Source organism: Pseudomonas veronii (assembly GCF_001439695.1).
GTDB classification, from domain to species: Bacteria; Pseudomonadota; Gammaproteobacteria; order Pseudomonadales; family Pseudomonadaceae; genus Aquipseudomonas; species Aquipseudomonas veronii.
This window is the reverse complement of the sequence record NZ_JYLL01000001.1, coordinates 395,590-414,272: the sequence shown is the minus strand read 5'-3', so window position 1 is coordinate 414,272 and position 18,683 is coordinate 395,590. Positions and strand designations below refer to the sequence as shown.

The 18,683-nt window shown below is 61.9% G+C and carries 19 protein-coding genes; 6 read left to right on the top strand and 13 right to left on the bottom strand.

Features of this window, described 5'->3' with window-relative positions; translation table 11 throughout:
* Positions 1-8 precede the first annotated feature (8 nt).
* The 8 genes from TU80_RS01805 to TU80_RS01770 form a co-directional block, all read right to left on the bottom strand.
* Positions 9-3,644, bottom strand: a complete 3,636-nt coding sequence (locus TU80_RS01805; protein WP_082643796.1) for a transporter substrate-binding domain-containing protein — start codon at positions 3,642-3,644, stop codon at positions 9-11.
* 8 nt (positions 3,645-3,652) lie between these two features.
* A complete protein-coding gene (locus TU80_RS01800; protein WP_017849417.1) occupies positions 3,653-4,276 on the bottom strand; it encodes a response regulator transcription factor in 624 nt (207 codons plus the stop codon).
* Between the two features lie 255 nt (positions 4,277-4,531).
* Positions 4,532-4,918: a response regulator gene (locus tag TU80_RS01795; protein WP_017849418.1), complete on the bottom strand. Its 387-nt coding sequence runs from the start codon at positions 4,916-4,918 to the stop codon at positions 4,532-4,534.
* Positions 4,919-5,090: 172 nt separating this feature from the next.
* Positions 5,091-6,422 (bottom strand): deoxyguanosinetriphosphate triphosphohydrolase, encoded by a 1,332-nt coding sequence (locus TU80_RS01790; protein ID WP_017849419.1) that lies wholly within the window; start codon positions 6,420-6,422, stop codon positions 5,091-5,093.
* Between the two features lie 71 nt (positions 6,423-6,493).
* Complete coding sequence (locus TU80_RS01785) at positions 6,494-7,657, bottom strand: EAL domain-containing protein (protein WP_057003720.1); 1,164 nt, start codon at positions 7,655-7,657, stop codon at positions 6,494-6,496.
* A 92-nt stretch (positions 7,658-7,749) separates the two neighbouring features.
* The gene (locus TU80_RS01780) at positions 7,750-8,091 is read right to left on the bottom strand and encodes a hypothetical protein (protein ID WP_017849421.1); all 342 of its coding nucleotides are present in this window, start codon (positions 8,089-8,091) and stop codon (positions 7,750-7,752) included.
* Complete coding sequence (locus tag TU80_RS01775) at positions 8,088-8,477, bottom strand: phage holin family protein (RefSeq protein ID WP_017849422.1); 390 nt, start codon at positions 8,475-8,477, stop codon at positions 8,088-8,090. Before TU80_RS01775 ends, TU80_RS01780 begins: the two co-directional genes overlap by 4 nt.
* Before the next feature lie 4 nt (positions 8,478-8,481).
* Positions 8,482-8,796, bottom strand: coding sequence for an ElaB/YgaM/YqjD family protein (locus TU80_RS01770; protein WP_017849423.1), 315 nt, complete (start codon positions 8,794-8,796; stop codon positions 8,482-8,484).
* Between the two features lie 346 nt (positions 8,797-9,142).
* Here TU80_RS01770 and TU80_RS01765 point away from each other — a divergent pair, with 346 nt between their 5' ends.
* Positions 9,143-10,351, top strand: a complete 1,209-nt coding sequence (locus tag TU80_RS01765) for an ammonium transporter (protein WP_026140339.1) — start codon at positions 9,143-9,145, stop codon at positions 10,349-10,351.
* Here the strand turns inward: TU80_RS01765 and TU80_RS01760 are convergent.
* Entirely contained in the window at positions 10,338-12,068 is a 1,731-nt protein-coding gene (locus TU80_RS01760; protein ID WP_026140340.1) for a cation:proton antiporter, read from the bottom strand. The two genes, TU80_RS01765 and TU80_RS01760, sit on opposite strands and share 14 nt — an antisense overlap.
* A 152-nt stretch (positions 12,069-12,220) precedes the next feature.
* Between TU80_RS01760 and TU80_RS01755 the strand changes: the two genes are divergently transcribed.
* The 3 genes from TU80_RS01755 to TU80_RS01745 all read left to right on the top strand — a co-directional run bounded on the left by TU80_RS01755 (position 12,221) and on the right by TU80_RS01745 (position 13,829).
* The gene (locus tag TU80_RS01755; RefSeq protein ID WP_046384225.1) at positions 12,221-12,457 is read left to right on the top strand and encodes a glutaredoxin family protein; all 237 of its coding nucleotides are present in this window, start codon (positions 12,221-12,223) and stop codon (positions 12,455-12,457) included.
* A 74-nt stretch (positions 12,458-12,531) separates the two neighbouring features.
* Complete coding sequence (locus tag TU80_RS01750) at positions 12,532-12,867, top strand: hypothetical protein (protein ID WP_017529348.1); 336 nt, start codon at positions 12,532-12,534, stop codon at positions 12,865-12,867.
* 71 nt (positions 12,868-12,938) lie between these two features.
* On the top strand, positions 12,939-13,829 hold the full coding sequence (locus tag TU80_RS01745; RefSeq protein WP_046384224.1) for a pseudouridine synthase: 891 nt from the start codon (positions 12,939-12,941) through the stop codon (positions 13,827-13,829).
* Between the two features lie 54 nt (positions 13,830-13,883).
* On the opposite strand, the gene TU80_RS01740 is transcribed toward TU80_RS01745, so the two are convergent.
* Both TU80_RS01740 and mobA read right to left on the bottom strand, forming a co-directional pair.
* Positions 13,884-14,105, bottom strand: a complete 222-nt coding sequence (locus TU80_RS01740; protein ID WP_017849428.1) for a YgdI/YgdR family lipoprotein — start codon at positions 14,103-14,105, stop codon at positions 13,884-13,886.
* Positions 14,106-14,184: 79 nt separating this feature from the next.
* The gene (mobA, locus tag TU80_RS01735) at positions 14,185-14,787 is read right to left on the bottom strand and encodes a molybdenum cofactor guanylyltransferase MobA (protein WP_057003719.1); all 603 of its coding nucleotides are present in this window, start codon (positions 14,785-14,787) and stop codon (positions 14,185-14,187) included.
* A 76-nt stretch (positions 14,788-14,863) separates the two neighbouring features.
* Here mobA and moaB point away from each other — a divergent pair, with 76 nt between their 5' ends.
* The gene (gene moaB, locus TU80_RS01730) at positions 14,864-15,403 is read left to right on the top strand and encodes a molybdenum cofactor biosynthesis protein B (RefSeq protein ID WP_017849430.1); all 540 of its coding nucleotides are present in this window, start codon (positions 14,864-14,866) and stop codon (positions 15,401-15,403) included.
* Positions 15,387-16,613 carry a molybdopterin molybdotransferase MoeA gene (locus TU80_RS01725; RefSeq protein ID WP_057003718.1) on the top strand — a complete coding sequence of 409 codons (1,227 nt, stop codon included), beginning with the start codon at positions 15,387-15,389 and terminating at the stop codon, positions 16,611-16,613. Before moaB ends, TU80_RS01725 begins: the two co-directional genes overlap by 17 nt.
* A gap of 66 nt (positions 16,614-16,679) precedes the next feature.
* On the opposite strand, the gene TU80_RS01720 is transcribed toward TU80_RS01725, so the two are convergent.
* Both TU80_RS01720 and fliK read right to left on the bottom strand, forming a co-directional pair.
* Positions 16,680-17,009, bottom strand: a complete 330-nt coding sequence (locus TU80_RS01720) for an EscU/YscU/HrcU family type III secretion system export apparatus switch protein (RefSeq protein ID WP_046384221.1) — start codon at positions 17,007-17,009, stop codon at positions 16,680-16,682.
* A complete protein-coding gene (gene fliK, locus TU80_RS01715; protein ID WP_057003717.1) occupies positions 17,006-18,595 on the bottom strand; it encodes a flagellar hook-length control protein FliK in 1,590 nt (529 codons plus the stop codon). Before fliK ends, TU80_RS01720 begins: the two co-directional genes overlap by 4 nt.
* Positions 18,596-18,683: the final 88 nt, after the last annotated feature.

Sequence of the window (18,683 nt, the reverse complement as noted above, 5' to 3'; positions counted from 1 at the left end):
GCTCCTGCCTACCCTGGAGAGCCCAGGCCGTTGAGTTGCATGTGCAGCAGGCGCTCCAGTTCCAGCATGCACTTTTCCAGGGTCTTGATACCGGTTTCGATCACCGCCCGATCATCGCCGCGGGCGCAGGCCTGCTCCAGCGCTTCGCATTGCGCCGCCAGTACACTGGCCTGGACGATACGCGCAGCGCCCTTGATCTTGTGGGCCTGCTCGATGATGTCCTGCGGTGAAGCCTGCTGGGCCCACAACGTGACCAATATCTGGCGATCGTGACAACTGCTGCTCAGCAGTTCCTCAAGCAGCCGCCGAGTCAGTTGCGGATCGCCGCCCGTCAGCGCATCCAGGTGGCTGAGGTCGAGTCGCGGGCCGGACGGCTGCGGCGCGATCTGCGCCAGTTGCCGTTCCAGCGCCGTGAGGCTGATCGGTTTGAACAGGCAGTCGTTCATCCCGGCTTCGGCGCAGCGCAGTTTCTCTTCGGGCTGGGCGTTGGCGGTAAACCCCAGGACCACGCAGGGTGTCAGTTGCTCCCGCTGCTCATACTCACGGATCGAGCGGCTTAACTCATAGCCATTCATGATGGGCATGTTGCAGTCGGCGATCACCAGGTCGAAGTGTGCCTGGCGCCAGGCCTGGAACCCGGCGGCGCCATGTTGGGCTGCGGTGAACTGGTGGCCCAGGTAACCCAGTTGCTGGCACATCAGCAGGCGATTCGCCGGATGATCATCCACCACCAGCACGTTGAGCACCGGCGCCGGTGCGGGCGCAGCCGGCAGGGGTTCATCCGCGGCCTGGATGGGCTGCAGGCAGTTCATCTTCAGGCTGACATGCACCTGGGTGCCGACCATGGGCACGCTGCTCAGGCTCAGTTGCCCGCCCATCATCGCGCACAGGCTGCGGCAGATCACCAGCCCCAGGCCCGCGCCGCTGCGGGCCAATTGCCCGGAATTGTCGGCCTGGGCAAAGGGTTCGAACAGGCGCAACTGGTCGTCGCGGCTGATGCCGATCCCCGTGTCTTCGACCACCAGCTTCATTTCGACCTGCTGTGCCAATTCGGTGGCTTGCACCTGCACCTTGATCTTTACCTGCCCGCGCTCGGTGAACTTGATCGCATTGCTCACCAGGTTGGACAGCACCTGCTTGAAGCGCAGCGGGTCGATCAGCACGTCGGTGTCATCGAGTTCGGGCTTGAACTCCAGCAGCAAACTCAGGGTTTTCTGGCGTGCCAGGCCGTCGAACACCCGCACCACCGACTCGATCACTTCCCGCAGGTTCACACGCTCCGGTGCCAGGCTCAGGCGGCCGGATTCGATCCGCGCGATGTCCAGAATATCGCCGATCAGCTCCAGCAGGTCCTTGGCCGAGTGGTAGGCGACTTCGATCGCCGGGCGGTCGAGATGCCCCTGGTCGGCGCGCTTGAGGGTCAGTTCGAGCATGCCGATCACCGCGTTCATCGGGGTGCGGATTTCGTGGCTCATGGTTGCCAGAAAGGTGCTCTTGGCACGGTTGGCTTCGTCGGCACGTTCCTTGGCGGCGCGCAGCTCATCGAACAGTTGGCGTCGTTCGCTGATGTCGATCCAGCCGCCGATGATGCCCTGGACTTCGCCGGTGGAGTCGCGGTAGGGCAGTATCCAGTGGTAGATCGTCAGCTTTTTGCCATTGATGAGCAGGGTGCGATCAAGGATCAGCGGGTTGCCCTCGGCGACCACGCGCAGATAGTCGGCGTGATACTGAGCCGCTTCGGTTGCCTGGGCCGTGCTCATCTGCATCACACTTTTGCCGATGACCTCTTCGCGCTTGACGTCGAACACCTGCAGGTAGCTGTCGTTGCAGGTCTGCAACAGGCCGTTGCGGTCGCGGACATAGATCGGGTGCGGCGTTTCGTTGACCAGTGCGCGCATGAATTCGAACTGGTCGTTGAGGGCCCGTTCGGCCATCTTGCGGTGCTTGATCTCCCGGCGCATGTAGGCGTTCCAGGTCAGGGAAATCAGCAGCAGCAGGCCGGTGACGAGGATGATCTGGGCAATCAGGTGGTGGTAGTTGCGCCAGTAGCTGTCGGAGGCGGCGGCGTAGCCTCGCCAACGGCTGTTGATCACCCCGAGCTCATCGGGGGCGATGCTCAGCAGCGCCTTGTCGAGGATCGCGCTCAACTCGGTGGCACCCCGTGACGTGGCCAGCGCAAAGACTGCGGGGAGGGTGCCGATGCTGCCGCTGATCTGCAGTTTGTCCTGAAACACTTGGGAGGACAGGAAATAGTTGGCGACCACCAACGAGTTCACCGCGCCTTCCACATGCCCCTGGGCCAGGAGTTCCGAGGCCTTGAATGTATCACTGGTTTCCACCAGGCGAATGTGCGGGAAATCCTTGCGCAGAAGGCTTTCCAGAGGGTTGCCTTGGGTGATCGCCAGGCGCTTGCCTGCCATCTGTTCAAGATTCGATGGGGCGTTGGGTTCCTTGCGCGTGAGCAATACGTAGGAGTTTTCCAGATAGGGACGACTGAAGTTCAGTTGAGCTTCCCGTTCCGTGCTGGGAATGATGGCGCCGATGAGGTCGGCTTTGCCGGTATCGATTTGCTCGATCATCGCGTTGACATCGCGTGCGCGCAGGATCTCGAAGCGCAACCCGGTGCGCAGGCGGATCAGCTCCAGGAGGTCGGCAGTGATGCCGCGGAAGTTGCCGTCGGCATCGAAGAAGGTCAATGGCGCGAAGGTTTCGTTGGCGATTACCCGGACCACTGGGTGCGTCTTCAGCCAGCGTTCTTCGCGTTGCGTCAGCTGCAGTTTTTGCGCGGTGAGCAGGATGTCGCTGCCCGCACTCCAGCGTTTGGCAATGCTCTCCTGCTCATTGGTCGGCACCGCCGCCAGCACCGCGTTGAGGATGCTCAAGAGGGTGTGCTGGTCCTGGCGCACGGCAAAGCTGAAACCATAGGCTTCGTGCTTGCCGAAGTTGGCCATGCGGATATTTTTCAGATAGCCCTTGTTGATCATGTAATGGGTGGAAATGGTGTCGCCGAGAAACACATCCGCCTGGTCGAATGCCACTGCATTCAGGGCGTTCTGATAAGAGGGGTAGGTGTGGATGATCGCCTCGGGATACAGCTTCTCGACTTCGCCCAGCGGCAGGTAGTGATAGACCAGGCTCAGGCGCAGCCCGGCCAGGCCCTCACTGAGGCTGCGGGTTTCGCCCTCGCGTGTCACCAGCACTGGCTGGTCCACGGCATACGGTGCTGAAAGGGTGAGCAGCGGGTTGGTGGCCTCAAAACCATTGGACGAGCCCAGCAGGTCGATTTCACCGGCTTCAAGCGCCTGGATGGAGGCTTCCCGGTTGGGGTAGCGCAGCACCCTGACGGGGAGCGCTAGCGCCTTGGCCAACAGCCCGGCGTAATCGGCCGTGAGCCCCTCATAGTCGCGTCCGCTGGCCGTGAGGTCGAAGGGCGGGTAATCGGGAGCTGCCGCGCCGAGCACCAGTTCGCGTTTGTTCTGCAGCCACTGGCGTTGCGTCTTGTCCAGTTGAGTGTCCAGTTGAACGGCGCCTGCGCGGCTCAATAAGGTGAAGTGTTCCGGTTCCGTTTGAGCAGCGAGCACAGAGGTGCTCAAGCACACGCCTGCGCTCAATATGATCAGATAGTCCTTTATACGCCTGGGCATCCGCTTTCTCACACTAGCGCGTTTCGTTTTGCCAACTCGATAAGTTCTACCAAGGACTTGGCTTTGAGTTTTTGCATAAGCCTCTTTTTGTAGGTGCTGACGGTTTTGTTACTGAGAAACATACCTTTGGCAATTTCCTTGTTGGTGCGACCTTGTGCAAAAAGTTGCAAGACCATTAATTCGCGATCATTCACTGCCTTGAACAGTTCCAGTTCCTGGGAATTACTGTCCGGGCCGCAGGCGTTCAATGCCTGGCTGGGGAAGTAGTTGTAGCCGGATAATACAGCGCGGATGGCACTCAGCAGTTCACTCAGGTCGCCCTCTTTGCACACATAGCCATCGGCGCCCGAGCGCATGCAGCGGGTGGCGAACAGGGTTGGGCATTGGGCCGTCAAAATCAGGGTTTTCATCGAAGTATTCATTGCGTTAAATCGGCACAGCACTTCGAGGCCATCAAGTTTTGGAATACTGATATCCAGAATGATCAGGTCTGGAAGGCATTCGCGAACCATTTGTATTGCATCACAACCGTTATCCGTTTCGCCGACGACTTTATAGCCTTCGTGTTCCAACAACATACGAATCGCCAGCCTGATAACAGGATGGTCATCAATGATGAAAACTGTGTTCATAATCACATTCCATGCAAGTGCAAATAAAGCGGGCACATTAGCTCAGAAGGCGAGGCGGGAGCATGGAGGTGAGGGGGCGTAGATACAGAACAGGAATATTCCTACATTAAAAAAGGTATTGCCTTACGATCTATCAAGGCTTTGTGGACGTCTGTTTCAGAATTCGGTCGGCGATGCGGGTTCGGGCCTTGGCCCACCGGTTAAGCGGTTATTGTGGTGAGTTTTTCCTATGTGGAGATGTTTAAATTCCTACATTTACAGCGGGCTTATCAGCGTCATTAGTTCGTCCCGGTTTAACGGTTTTGATAAATAACCAAGTAACGGCAAGTTACGTTGTAAGGCTTGAGTCTTCAGATTCGCCAGTTCGGGCAGGGGCAGCCCGCTCAACAGGATCGCCCCTGCGATAAACCCCCGCCGACCGGCGATTTCGACTAACTCAAGCCCGGGCAGATCTGGCAGGCATTGGTCGCACAGCATGAGGTCGAAGGGACGTTCGGACTGGGTCATCAAGCGGATCGCCTGTTCGGCGTTTTCCGCCAGGGTCAGGTGCTCGAAGCCGAAGCTGTTGAGCAGGCACTGGGTTGCCAGGAGCTGAAAGGGGTGATCCTCCACCAACAGGATGCGAAGGCAATTCTTGAACATAGGAAGGGCACACGGTGAGTCAAGCGGCGATTGGGCGGGGCGTAGGAAGGCGCCCTATGCCCTTTAAGAGCGTGCGTGATTATTCATCGGGTGTTTGTACTGATTCGATCAGGCCGCTCTGTTCCCTTCGTAGGTAGATTCTGTTCAGGCAACAGGCAGCTGGATCAGTCATCTATTGCGGGCTGGAACGCCCGGTCATTTCCCGCGCCATCTCGGTGGCGTAGCTGTCGGTCATGCCGGCGATGAAATCGATCATCCGCAGGAACGAGGCGTGCAGCGACCAGGCCGGGTCGGGGGCACTGTTGCCCAGCAGGTCGAGGATGCGCCGGTTCTTGAACGACGGCGTGCGCCCGCCGTGCTGTTCAAGCGCCGCCCCGCAGAAGGCGTTGAGGAGGATTTCCAGGGTGGTGTAGGCGCCGATTTCATGCAGGGTCTTGCGCTTGTCCTGGAAGATTTTCTTGCGCGCCATGTCCTTGGCATCCAGCACGCAGCGTTTGGCGGGGCCGTGCATATGCTCGACCAGATCACCGTGCAAGGTGCCGGCGAGCAAGGCGTCCTGTTGTTCGACGAAAGCGCGTGCGGCGGCGTTGGTCAGGTGTTCGATGGCTTTGCCGCGCAGGATCGCCAGTTTGCGCCGCCGTGAATCCTGGGCGCCCAGTTGCCGGTAGGTTTGCGGCAGGTCGTCGCCGACCAGGTCGAGCAGCAGCGACTCGACTTCGGCATATTGCAGCAAGTCCATTTCCAAGCCGTCTTCCAGGTCGATCAGCGCGTAGCAGATGTCGTCCGCGGCCTCCATCAAGTACACCAGCGGATGGCGCGCCCAGCGTTGTTCTTCCAGTTGCGGCAGGCCGAGCTTGTGGGCGATCTGCTCAAGGATCGGCAGTTCGCTCTGGTAGCAGCCGAACTTGTGTTTCTTGTAGCCCAGGGAGTCGGCATGGCGGGCGGTCCACGGGTATTTCAGGTAGGTGCCCAAGGTCGCGTAGGTCAGCCGCGTGCCGCCGTCGAACTGGTGGTATTCCAGCTGGGTCAGCACCCTGAAGCCCTGGGCGTTGCCTTCGAAATTGAGGAAGTCATTGCGCTCGGCCACGCTCATGTCGTCCAGCCAGCCGCGCCCGGCGGCCTGCTGGAACCAATGGCGGATGGCGTCTTCGCCGGAGTGTCCGAAGGGCGGGTTGCCGATGTCGTGGGCCAGGCAGGCCGATTGCACCACCATGCCCAGGTCGCTCGGGTCGCACCACTCGGGCAGGGCGCTGCGCAGGGTTTCGCCCACGCGCATGCCGAGGGAGCGGCCGACGCAGCTGACTTCCAGGGAGTGGGTCAGACGGGTGTGGATATGGTCGTTGCTCGACACCGGGTGGACTTGAGTCTTGCGCCCCAGGCGGCGGAACGCGCCGGAGAAAATGATGCGGTCATGGTCTTTGTGAAACGGGCTACGGCCCAATTCTTCCGGGCTGTGCAGGGGCTTTCCAAGACGTTCGCGAGTCAGCAGGGTGGGCCAATCCAAGGCGGGTACTCTCCGTGCGGTGAATGACTCGCCCAGCTTCCCGGTTCCGGGTGGGCGGAGCAAGCGAAAATCTACAGGCCGACCGCGTCGATATCGATTAACAGCAAGCGCTGACCGTTATCGAAGAATTGTCCGGCGGTCAGGCAATACTGGTTGGTGGTGGCGTCGCGGTAGGTCGAAGACAGCGTCAAGCGGCGCTCGTCCCAGCCTTCGGCCAGCAGATGATAGAAATACGGGCGCCACGACCAATTGTGGCCGAGGTAGCGGCTGTCGGCTTGCCAGGCGTCCTGGCGCCATTCGAAATTGGGGGTCAGTTGGGTGCCATGCCGGTCGCACTGGTAGAACCGCAGCAGCCAGGGATAGTCCGGCAATTGCGGCAAATGGCTCAGCGGCGCCTGGCCCTGGGCCCAGGTCTGGAGGATTTTCATCAGTTCGGCCAGTTGTTGGCGCAATTGCATGATGCGTCCGCGTTCGGCGAGTTTTTTCTGCACGTAGGCGCCACGCAGTTGGGCGAAGCGCGGCACGAAAGCATCGGTGGCGAACCAGTCCAGTTGCGCCTGGGCAAACAGATAACCCTGCACATACCGCGAGCCGCATTCCAGCGCAAAACTCAACTGCGCCTCGGTCTCCACCCCTTCGGCAATGATCCAGCAGCCGGTTTTTTCCGCCATTTGCGCCAGTGCCCGCACCACTTCACTGCTGGGGCCCCCTTTGGCGGCCTCCTGAAACAGGCGCATGTCCAGCTTGAGAATGTCCGGCTGCAACGCCAGCACGCGGTCGAGCTGCGAATAGCCGGCGCCGAAGTCATCGATGGCGATGCGCGCGCCGGCCTCGCGATAGCGCGCCACCACGTCGGCCAGGCGCTGGATATCGCCGCCCAGCTCAGTGATCTCGAACACGATGCGCTGTGGATCGACGCCGTGAGCCTGCACCTGTTGCAAACTGGGCAGGGCCTGGCCGGCACGCAGGCGATTGATCCAGCGCGGTGAGATATTCAGGCTCAGAAACCAGTCCTGCGGTACCTCGTGCAGACGGCTCAAGGCGTTGTCGCGGATCTGCCGGTCCAGGCGCCGCAAGGCCACGCCTGAGGTGCGCGGGTCGGCGAACAACGGGCCGACCGACAGCAGGCGACCGTCAGCCTGGCGCAGGCGGCCGAGAGCCTCGACGCCGGCGATGCGCCCGGTGGCGGTGTCGATGAAGGGTTGGAAGCAGGCGAGCGGTTGCCCGTCGATCACGGGGCCTCCTTAAAAACGTTGGCAACAAAGTGCCCGGCCCTCGTTGACGAGGGCCGGGCCGATTCTGTTTGCAAGAATGCAGCCAGCAGGCCTCAACCTTTGCGTGAGGCGCCCTGCATGGCTAATTTGATCAGTGGGATCAAACCGGCGCCCAGCCGTACCAGGCGGGTCAGGCTGCTGAGACTGCCGCCCTTGGCGCCCTTGCCGGTAAAGAAGCCGATCAGCGTCACTGCGGCCACGCCCCACAGCGGCGCATGCTTGATGCCCAGGCTGTCCTGCCAGTGCTGGCCCATGTTGCGCACCTTATTCAGGGGCGCCATCAGTTGCTGGGACTCGTGGCGGATTTCCTGGCGGTGCATTTCCATGCGCAGGCGGATCAATGCCTTGCGCATTTCCCGGCGCGAGTTGGTGGGTGGGATTTCAGTCAGGCTCATGGCAGCAGGCGCTCCCGGTCATTGGCCAGCTCTTCGAGGGTGGCGTGGAACGGCGTGGACTCATCGAACACCGCCGCCTTCAAGCGCACACCGCAGAATGCAGCGGCCAGGGTATAGAACACGCAGAGGCAGATGATTCCGGTCAGGCGGTAGCCGGTGTCCCACACCAGAATCATCACCAATGTCGACAACCCCACCAGCAACAGCAGGGCAAACACCAGGGCCAGCCCGGCAAACAGCAGCAGGCTGACGGTGCGCGCTTTCTGCTCCTGCAGCTCGATGCCGAACAGTTCGACATGGCTGTGCAGCAAGCCCAGTACGGCTGCGCCCAGGCGTCGGGACGTTGAACTTGGGCCCGTGGACGAGCCGGATTCGCCGATAGACATAGGATTAGCGCCTTGTAGCCAACAGACCGATCAAGAAGCCCACGCCAGCGGCAATGCCCACTGATTGCCAAGGGTTGGCCTGCACATAATCTTCGGTCGCGGTGACGGCGGCCTTGCTGCGGTCGCGCAGGGAGTCTTCGGTCAGTTGCAGGGTTTCACGGGCCTTGAGCAGGCTGTCGTGGATCTTGGCGCGCAGCTCGTCGGCCTGGTCACCGGCCAGGATGGCGGTGTCGTCCAGCAACTTTTCAGTATCACTGACCAGCGTTTGAAAATCCGCCATCAGTATTTCTTGAGCCGTCTGTGCTGTTTTGCTGGCCATGGTTATCTCCGTGAGTGGCTGATCGGTACGTGTGGTTTCGAGTCACCGGTATCGGTGAAGGTTCATTGCAAATGACTGGTACAGCTTTTGCTTTGCCTTGGTGCGCAGGCCCCTGGGTCTGCGCTGAATCTGGGCGGTTGGGCCGCAAACCGGTGAAAACCTTACCCTATATAACTGAAACTCGCGGAAAAACCCTGTCGGGAATGGCCGGTTGTGCTGATCGCTGCGCTAAAGCGGTTCACGCCCTCAGAAGAGGGGCGGAGCCGGTGGTACCAATTTAGTGCGCGAAACGCCGGTTTGAACCGCTTTGGTGCTTTTTGCCTTTATCGCAGGCCTGCCAACCTCCATGGAAAATCTGCAAAGCGCAGTGGACACCCTCGTCCACAGCTCCAACACCCTGTTCATTCTGATCGGTGCGGTCATGGTTTTGGCCATGCACGCCGGTTTTGCCTTCCTCGAAGTCGGCACCGTGCGTCAGAAGAACCAAGTCAACGCCCTGTCGAAAATCCTCAGTGACTTCGCGATCTCCACCCTGGCCTATTTCTTTATAGGCTATTGGATCTCTTATGGCGTGAGCTTCATGCAACCGGCGGCAGTGATCAGTGCCGATCACGGCTATGGTCTGGTGAAGTTCTTCTTCCTGCTGACCTTTGCCGCGGCGATTCCGGCGATCATTTCCGGGGGCATTGCCGAGCGTGCACGATTTGTTCCGCAACTGTGCGCTACCGCGCTGATCGTGGCGTTTATCTACCCGTTTTTCGAAGGCATGGTGTGGAACGGCAATTTCGGCGTGCAGGCCTGGTTGCTCGCGACCTTCGGTGCCAGCTTCCATGACTTCGCCGGTTCCGTGGTGGTGCATGCCATGGGCGGCTGGCTGGCATTGGCGGCGGTGCTGTTGCTCGGGCCGCGCAACGGGCGTTATCGCGAAGGGCGCCTGGTCGCGTTTGCGCCGTCGAGCATCCCGTTCCTGGCGCTGGGCTCCTGGATTCTGATTGTCGGCTGGTTCGGCTTTAACGTGATGAGCGCACAAACCCTGAACGGCGTCAGCGGCCTGGTGGCGGTCAACTCGCTGATGGCCATGGTCGGCGGTACGGTTGCGGCGCTGGTGATTGGCCGCAATGACCCCGGCTTCCTGCACAACGGCCCGCTGGCCGGGCTGGTGGCGATTTGTGCCGGTTCCGACCTGATGCATCCGGTGGGCGCATTGGTCACGGGGGTTGTCGCCGGTGGCTTGTTTGTGTGGTGCTTCATTGCCGCCCAGGATCGCTGGAAGATCGACGATGTGCTGGGTGTCTGGCCGTTGCATGGCCTGTGTGGCGTGTGGGGTGGCATTGCCTGCGGCATCTTCGGCCAGACCGCCCTTGGCGGGTTGGGCGGGGTCAGCCTGATCAGCCAATTGATCGGCACCGCGTTGGGTGTGCTGGTGGCGTTTGCCGGCGGCCTGCTGGTGTATGGCGTGATCAAGCGCGTACACGGGCTGCGCCTGAGTCAGGAAGAGGAGTACTACGGCGCGGACCTGTCGATCCACAAGATCGGTGCGATCAGTCAGGATTGATCGGCGCCTCTTCGTCAGGGGCCGCCCGCGGGTAGAAGCCGTGCAGCAGACGGTAGCGGTTGTGCCGCACCTCATCGACCCGCGCTTGCACCTGCTGGTCCGGCAGGCCCAGCAGGATCAGGGCGTGGGAGGCGAGCATCAGGCTCGACTCCAGCAGCTCGGGCACCACTTCGCTGGCGCCCGCGGCTTTCAGTTCGGCTAATTGGCTGTCGTCGCGGGTGCGTACCAGGATCGGTACGTCGGCGTTGATCCGGCGGGCTTCCTTCAGCACTAGCAGGGCGACTTCGGTGTTATCCACGGCGATGACCACCAGCCGCGCCCGTTCCAGGCCGACCGCGCTGAGCAGGGCGCCACGGCGGCAGTCGCCGTAATGCACGCTGTTGTCTTCGGTGGCGGCTTCCTGCACCCGTTCCGGGTTGTCATCCAGGGCGATAAACGCCTGTTTTTCGTGGTGCAGAAAGCGCCCGATGGATTGCCCGACGCGGCCATAGCCGCAGATCACCGCATGGTCGCGTAACTCGGCGTTGAGCGCGGTGATGGCTTCGAGTTGCACCTGCTGGTTGGGTTTACGGTGCAGGCGCAGGGCAATGCCCGGTGCCGCGCGCAGCAAAAGCGGGGTCAGCAGCATCGAGCAGAAGGTGGCGGCCAGCAGCAAGCCGTTGAACTCATCCGGAATCAGCCGGCTCTGTTGCATCTGCGCCATCAGCGCAAAACAGAACTCGCCGCCCTGGGCCAGGGCCAGGCCGCTGCGCCAGGCGGTTTCGCGGTCGCTGCCGCGTAGTTTGACCAGCGCCGCGACCACGCAGCCCTTGGTCAGCATCAGCGTGAAGGTCAGGCCGAGGATCAGCAGGCTGTGGCTGATGAACAGTTGCAGGTCGATGAGCATGCCGATGCTGACGAAAAACAGCCCCAGCAGAATGTCGCGAAACGGCCGGATATCCGCCTCGATCTGATGCCGGTAATGGCTTTCCCCCAGCAGCATGCCGGCCAGGAACGCGCCAAGCGCCGGGGAGAGGCCCAGCAAGTGCGTGAGCCAGGCGGTCAGCAACACGATCACCAGCGCCAGCAGCACAAACAGCTCGGCCGAATGGGAGGCGGCGACTTCATGGAACAGACGCGGCAATAACCAGCGGCTGGCGAGCAACAGGCCGACGAACAACAACAATGTCTTGGCCAGCGTCAACGGCAGTGCCCAGTACCAGGCCTGCTCGCTGCCACCGGCGAACACCGGCACCAGGGTCAGCAGCAACACCGCCACTACATCCTGGAACAGCAGCACGCCAATCGCGTTCTGGCCGTGGCTGCTGAAGATTTCCCCGAGGCTGCTCAGCTCTTTGCTGACAATGGCCGTGGACGACAATGCGAGCCCCGCACCGAGCATCAAGGCGATGTTCGGCGACACGCCAAAGGCCATCAACAGGCCTCCCAGCAGCAACCCGCAGCCCAGCACTTGCAAGCTGCCCAGGCCAAATACCACGTGGCGCAGGGCGAACATCTTGCTCAGGGAGAACTCCAGGCCAAGGGAAAACAGCAGGAATACCACGCCCAGCTCGGCGAGGTCGGGCAGGTTTTCGCTGTCATTCACCCAGTCGAGGGCGGTCGGCCCCACGGCCAGGCCCACGCACAGGTAGCCCAGCACGGGCGGCAATTGCAGCCGGCGAAACAGCGCAATCACCACCAGGGATGAGGCCAGAATGATCAGCAGGTTGGCGAACACAAGCATCTCCGTTGCAGGGCGAGCGGACAAAAAGCCGCGAGAATCGCTGAATCAGTTATAGGGCATGGTGATCTGGGTCAGGGTTTATCGGCTCGCCAGCGCTATAGAGTCGGCCTAAAATGGGCGCCTATCCCTGATCAGGTCCTGTCGTCATGCCTCCTGAATGCCAGTTGTTCACTACTTCGGGTTGCCATCTGTGTGAGCTCGCCGAAGCAGAAATCATGCCGTTGGTCGAACATGGGTTGCTGGTTGAGCTGGTGGATATCGCCGATTCCGAAGCCTTGTTTGAAGCCTATGGCCTAACGATTCCGGTGCTGCGCCGGGTGGATACCGGGGCTGAACTGGGGTGGCCGTTCGACACGGAGCAGGTGGTGGCCTTCCTATTCTAGCGCTTGGGCGATGGCAGCTTTCTCAATATTGGGTTACTGTATGTTTGTACAGCGATTGAATAGAGGGAACGCCCGTGGTGAATGTTGAACAACTGAAAAGCAGCGTTAATCGCATGTCCGCCGACGTCGTGCGCGATGCGGTGAACGAGCTGCGCCTCGACGGCCTGGTCACGGAAGGCAAGACGCCGTTTAACAAAGTGCATTTCAATACCTGCTTTGCCGAGATCGAAGCGCTGTTCCAGCGCGCCGGTTATCACAAGCAGTTGGATGTGGTGGGTTACCAGGGCTTGCTGTACGCGCTATATGATCCGGGCCGTTGGGAAGCGGTGGACGTGCTGCGCTGGCTCAAGGAATTTACCGAGGCCGCCAGTGCTTCGCCGATCCTGCGGGCGCAATTGGCCAAGGCCTGAGATCCGCCCTAGGCTCAATCCCGCTCCATGCGGGATAATGCCGGCCTGTTTCCCAGGCTTCGAGCATCTGCATGTCCACTTCCGGTTTTTCCGCGTCCCAGCATCAAGCCAGCACCCTGTACTTGCCGCCTGGCCCTTGGGCGACGGTGCTCGACTGCCTGTGCGAGCATTTCCCGGCGATCGGCCGCACGCAGTGGCTGGACCGCATCGCCCGTGGCCGGGTGCTGGATCTGCAGGGTAGCCCGATCCGCCTGGACCTGGCCTACAAGGAAGGCCTGTGCATCTACTACTTCCGCGAAGTGCCGAACGAAAAAGTCATCCCGGTGCAGGAAACCATCCTGTACGCCGACGAACACCTGGTGGTGGCGGACAAACCACACTTTCTGCCCGTCACCCCGGCGGGTGAGTACGTCGAGCAAACCCTGTTGCGCCGCCTGATCCGCCGCCTGGACAACCCGTCCCTGGTGCCTCTGCACCGCATCGACCGGCATACGGCGGGGCTGGTGCTGTTCTCGGCCAACCCGCAAAGCCGCTCGGCCTATCAGCAGTTGTTTCCCACGCGTCAAATCGACAAGTTCTACGAGGCCATCGCCCCGGCCTTGCCGAACCTGACCTTCCCGCTGGTCCACAAAAGCCGTCTGGTGGATGGCGAGCCGTTCTTTCGCATGCAGGAAGGGCCGGGCGCCAGCAACACCGAAACGGCCGTGGAAGTGCGCGAAACCCACGGCGACTTATGGCGCTATGGGCTGTTCCCTGTGACCGGCAAGAAGCACCAGTTGCGTGTACACATGACGGCGCTCGGCGCGAGCATCTGCAATGACCCGTTCTACCCCGAGGTGATCAAGGATGCCGTGGACGACTACGCCAATCCCTTGAAGCTGCTCGCCCAGGGGGTGCGTTTTATCGATCCGGTCACGGGTGCAGAACGCAGTTTCCGCAGCCAGATCACGCTCGACTGGTAACCGCAGAAACGACAAGGCCCGCGCGAGGCGGGCCTTGTATGCAAGCGTTGCGGCTTACAGGTCTTTAACGGTACGCACTTGATCCTTGTTGATGCGGGTGCGCTTGCCGTCAAGCTGTTCGAATTCGTAGAAACCCGTATCTTCATTGTATTTCGGGGTATCGACAGCCTGGATTTCGCGACCGTCATTCAGGGTGATCACTGTCGGCGAGGCGCAACCGGCAAGGGTAGCGAGGCCCAGTGCAAGCATGAAAGCGGCGATGGTCCGTTGAGTCATGGGTGTGTCTCCAAGAAAATTCTTTTTGATTGCTGACTGTGTGACGCGTGGCGCGTCGACAAAGTTCCTTGTGCGGGGTTCATTCTGACACGTCGGGCCTGGTGTGTAACAGCGCAGGCGTGTTCAGGTTGGCCAGGCGCGGATCATCTGCCGGGCATTCCAGCCCGATGCCCCCCAACTGCAGGAAGATCTTGCGCGGGCTGCGCTCACCGGCTTGCCAGGCCTGTTCTACCGCGCTTTGCAGGTGGGTGGGGATGATGCAGATCAACGGTTCCCAGAATTCACCGTGGCGCACCATCACCGGCAGCCGCAGATTGCGCTGCGCCGTCTTGCGCAGGTCGGCGAGCAGTCGAGCGTCAAGATGCGGCACATCGCACGGCAAAATCAGTAAGTGCTCATGGCGGGCGGCGTTCAAGCCTGCGCGGATACCGGCCAGCGGCCCGGGGAAATCCGTACTGTCGTCACTCACCAACTGGTCGGCATACGGCGTGTAGCGGTCCGGGTTGCGGTTGCACGAGATGATCAGGTCGTCGGTCAGTGGGCGCACCAAGTGGTGCAAGTGCGCGATCAATGGCTGACCCTGCCATTCCAGCAAGCCTTTGTCTTGTCCGCCCATGCGTTGGCCGCGGCCACCGGCCAACAGCAGAATCGAACAGGGCAGAGGCGAAGAATCGTCGGGCATGGGGGTTCCGCAGCGGCAGGTAAATAGGGGCCTGTGATATAACATCGGGCTGTTCCTTCGACAACCGGACCGTGCCATGAAAGCCAAGGCAGATGCGCCCTTTGTACCCCTGAATATCGCTGTACTGACGGTCAGCGACACCCGCACCCTGGACACCGACACTTCGGGCCAGGTTTTCGTCGACCGCCTGATCGCCGCCGGCCACCTCCTGGCCGAGCGCGTGCTGCTCAAGGACGACCTCTACAAGATTCGCGCCCAGGTGGCCCACTGGATCGCCGAAGACGTGGTGCAGGTCGTGCTGATCACCGGTGGCACCGGCTTCACCGGCCGCGACAGCACGCCCGAAGCGGTGAGCTGCCTGCTCGACAAACAGGTCGATGGCTTTGGCGAGCTGTTCCGCCAGATCTCCGTGGCCGACATCGGCACCTCCACCGTGCAATCCCGCGCCCTGGCCGGCCTGGCGAACGGCACCCTGGTGTGCTGCCTGCCGGGTTCGACCAACGCCGTGCGTACCGGTTGGGACGGCATCCTCGCCGAGCAACTGGACAACCGTCACCGCCCCTGCAACTTCGTACCGCACCTGAAGCAGGCCGAACCCTGTGAATCCCGTGGATAAGCCGGGCAAGACCGGCGCCTTGATGCCGGTGGAAGAAGCCCTGCAACGCTTGCTCGAGATGGCCGAGGCCGCGCCGATTCGCGAGCGGCAGGTATTGCCCCTGGCCGCGGGTGATGGCCGCGTACTGGCGCAGGATTTGATCTCCACCCTCGATCTGCCGCCGTGGCCCAACAGCGCCATGGACGGTTATGCCGTGCGCCTGGCGGACTGGACGGGCGAACCGTTGGCGGTGAGCCAGCGCATCTTCGCCGGTCAGGCCCCCGCGCCATTGGCTGCCGGCACCTGCGCACGCATCTTCACCGGGGCGCCCGTGCCCCAAGGCGCGGACTGCGTGGAAATGCAGGAAAACGCCGTGGTCCACGCCGACGCGCGTGTGAGCTTTACCGAGCCGTTGCATATCGGTCAGAACATTCGCCCGCAAGGGCAGGAAACCACCGTCGGCGAAGTGGTGCTGACCGCGGGCACGCGCCTGGGGCCGATCGAACTCGGCCTGGCTGCGTCCCTCGGTCTCGACCAATTGGCCGTGGTGCGCCGCGTGCGGGTCGCGGTGCTGTCCACCGGCGATGAGTTGATCGAGCCCGGCCTGCCCCTCGGCCCAGGGCAGATCTACAACAGCAACCGTCGCGTGCTGTGCAGTTGGCTGGAGCGCCTGGGATGCGAAGTGATCGATGCGGGCATTCTTCCCGATGACCTGGACCAGACGCGCACGTGTCTGGCGGGCCTGGGCGCGGTTGACTTGATTCTGTCGACCGGCGGTGTGTCGGTGGGCGAGGCGGATTTTCTCGGCATTGCCCTGCGTGAAGAAGGCGAGTTGGCCTTGTGGAAGCTCGCGATCAAACCGGGCAAGCCGCTGACCTTCGGCCATTTCCGTGGCGTGCCGGTGATCGGCCTGCCGGGCAATCCGGCGTCGACGCTGGTGACGTTTGCCCTGTTGGCACGCCCCTATCTGCTGCGCCGCCAAGGTGTGGCGCAGGTCGAGCCGCTGCGGTTCGAGGTGCCGGCGGGGTTCGTCTGGCCCAAACCGGGCAACCGCCGCGAATATTTGCGCGGGCGCATCGAGCAGGGCAAGGCGGTCATCTATCGCAACCAGAGCTCCGGCGTGCTGCGCAGCGCGGCGTGGGCGCAAGGGTTGGTGGAGGTGCTGGAAGGGACGACGCTGGCGATGGGCGACCGGGTGAATTTCATTCCCCTGAGCGAAGTCCTGAACTGAAGCCGATCTGAATGTGGGAGGGGGCTTGCCCCTCCCACATTTGGATTGTTGTTTGTCTGGGGCTACTCAGTAGTCGTCGCCACGCTCGGTGACATCGCGCTCGACCGGCTCGGCGTGCGGGTCGTACCCCGCCGGAAACTTGCCCTTCAGCGTCCAGGCAAACGCAATGATCTCGGCGATCGTGCGGTACAACTCTTCCGGGATACTGTCGCCCAGTTCCATGCGCGCCAGCAGCTTCACCAGCTCGGCGTTTTCATAGATGGGCACTTCGTTTTCCCGCGCCAGCTTGAGGATCGCTTCGGCCAGGGCATCGTCGCCCTTGGCGGTCAGGGTTGGCGCTTGTTGGCCGTCATACTTGAGGGCGATGGCCTGGCGCGGTGGGTTGGCGTTGTTCATGCGGTTTCGTCCACCCAGCGTTGCTCCAATCCGGTTTTCGGCCCGCGTGGCGGCGTGCCGAGGTGGCAGTCGAGGTCGCCGACATTGATGCCCGACGTCACCAGGCGCTCGCGCAAACTGCCCAAGTGACTTTCGATCAAACTGGCGGTGAACGGTCGCGTCGCCCACAACTGGCTCGACAGTTTGCCCTGAGACAACTGCGCCTGGACCTGCAAGGGCCCCAGCGGCTCCATGTCGAAGGCCAGTTCCACGCGCCAGAGCATCTGCTTGGGGTCTTTTTTGTCCTTGCGTTCAGGCTGGTCCTTGTCCTGCGCGGGCTCTTCGCGCTGGAACTTGACCTGCAGCGGCACGATGTCCTGCAGGGTCCGCATGGGGATTTCCAGCTGCCAGGTGGTTTGCAGGCGGCCGTCGGCGGTGGTGCCGGTCTGTTCCAGGCTCGACAGCTGATGGCTCTGTAACCGCGAGATGGCCCCGGCGGCCAGGCGCAGCAGGTTTTCCAGGTCGCCTTCGCCTTCCAGGCGTTGCATCAGCCGCTCCGGCAATGGAAAACCGGCGGGTGCCTGGCGGGCGCTGATCTGCCCGAGGGTGTTTAGCGGGCTGCGCACGAAGTTGGGCAGTATCTGGGCCAGGGTGTTGGCGGCGAGGATGGCATTGAGGTTGGTGCTGACGGGCAGGGCGGGCAGCAGATCGGCGACCAGGCGCAGCAGCGCGCCTTTCATATCCAGCGGTGGAATTTGCGGGTTTTGCCCGGCCAGCAACTTGGCTTCAAGAAACGCGCCGCTGTTCTGGATGACTTGCGCCAGCACCTTGGGATTGCTGACTTGCGCCAGGTCGGGCAATGCCGCGAGCAGCCGCGTGGCGGCCGAGCGCAGTTCGACGGACGTACTGTCGTCCTGGGGCAGGCGTTGCAACGCGGTGAACACCGCATCCAACGAGCCCTGGCGACTTTGCTGGGTGGCGAGTTGCTGGGTCACGGCCAGTTGATCCTTGAGCCCGCTCAAGGGCACAAAGTTCAGGGTCTGCGTGTCCTGTACCACAGCGCTGAGCAGGCTGCCGACGCGTAGCGGTTGCGGGCTTTCCAGGGTCAGGGTCGTGCCGGCCAGGGTGCTGTTGAGCACCGTCACCAACGAACGGTAGATCGTCGGTTGCGTGGTGCCTTGGGGCAGCGCTTGGCTGGTCAGGACTTTGGCTTGCAGCAAGGTGCCCGCCGGCATTTGTGTGGTGTCGATGCGGGTTAGGGCGGCGACGTTGGCGCTCAAGGCCTGCTGCAGGCTGAGGGTCAGGTTACCGGCGGACGTCTGGCTCACCGCCACATTGCTGCCCAGCGGCAAGGGTTGCGGGCTGCTGGCCTGCACCAGCGTCTGGCGGCCACCGTCGAGGGTCAATTTGAGCAGCAACTGAAAGGCTTCGCCGCCTTGTTTAAGTGCGATGACTTCGGCGTTCGCGGTTTTTCCCGGGTCGATCAAGCCGATCTGCGGCTCCAGCAGTTTCAGCAACTCACCGGTTGCTGGCGCCGGCGCCGGCGCAGGGGCCGGCCCGGCTGTCGGGGCAGGAGAAAGCGTAGGAAGGTTGATCTCACCGGTCATCGTGCGTGTCGTCTCAGGGGAAATAGCCCTCTTTAGCGTAGGGCATCGCATGTATAATGCGGCCCGTCTGCCATGAGAGCGGTAAAAA

Bases quoted from the DNA above. Each gene is read 5' to 3' on its own strand.
- TU80_RS01805 (WP_082643796.1), bottom strand. From the start codon at position 3,644: ATGCCCAGGCGTATAAAGGACTATCTGATCATATTGAGCGCAGGCGTG.
- TU80_RS01800 (WP_017849417.1), bottom strand. From the start codon at position 4,276: ATGAACACAGTTTTCATCATTGATGACCATCCTGTTATCAGGCTGGCG.
- TU80_RS01795 (WP_017849418.1), bottom strand. From the start codon at position 4,918: ATGTTCAAGAATTGCCTTCGCATCCTGTTGGTGGAGGATCACCCCTTT.
- TU80_RS01780 (WP_017849421.1), bottom strand. From the start codon at position 8,091: ATGAGCCTGACTGAAATCCCACCCACCAACTCGCGCCGGGAAATGCGC.
- TU80_RS01775 (WP_017849422.1), bottom strand. From the start codon at position 8,477: ATGTCTATCGGCGAATCCGGCTCGTCCACGGGCCCAAGTTCAACGTCC.
- TU80_RS01770 (WP_017849423.1), bottom strand. From the start codon at position 8,796: ATGGCCAGCAAAACAGCACAGACGGCTCAAGAAATACTGATGGCGGAT.
- TU80_RS01765 (WP_026140339.1), top strand. From the start codon at position 9,143: ATGGAAAATCTGCAAAGCGCAGTGGACACCCTCGTCCACAGCTCCAAC.
- TU80_RS01755 (WP_046384225.1), top strand. From the start codon at position 12,221: ATGCCTCCTGAATGCCAGTTGTTCACTACTTCGGGTTGCCATCTGTGT.
- TU80_RS01745 (WP_046384224.1), top strand. From the start codon at position 12,939: ATGTCCACTTCCGGTTTTTCCGCGTCCCAGCATCAAGCCAGCACCCTG.
- TU80_RS01740 (WP_017849428.1), bottom strand. From the start codon at position 14,105: ATGACTCAACGGACCATCGCCGCTTTCATGCTTGCACTGGGCCTCGCT.
- mobA (WP_057003719.1), bottom strand. From the start codon at position 14,787: ATGCCCGACGATTCTTCGCCTCTGCCCTGTTCGATTCTGCTGTTGGCC.
- moaB (WP_017849430.1), top strand. From the start codon at position 14,864: ATGAAAGCCAAGGCAGATGCGCCCTTTGTACCCCTGAATATCGCTGTA.
- TU80_RS01720 (WP_046384221.1), bottom strand. From the start codon at position 17,009: ATGAACAACGCCAACCCACCGCGCCAGGCCATCGCCCTCAAGTATGAC.
- fliK (WP_057003717.1), bottom strand. From the start codon at position 18,595: ATGACCGGTGAGATCAACCTTCCTACGCTTTCTCCTGCCCCGACAGCC.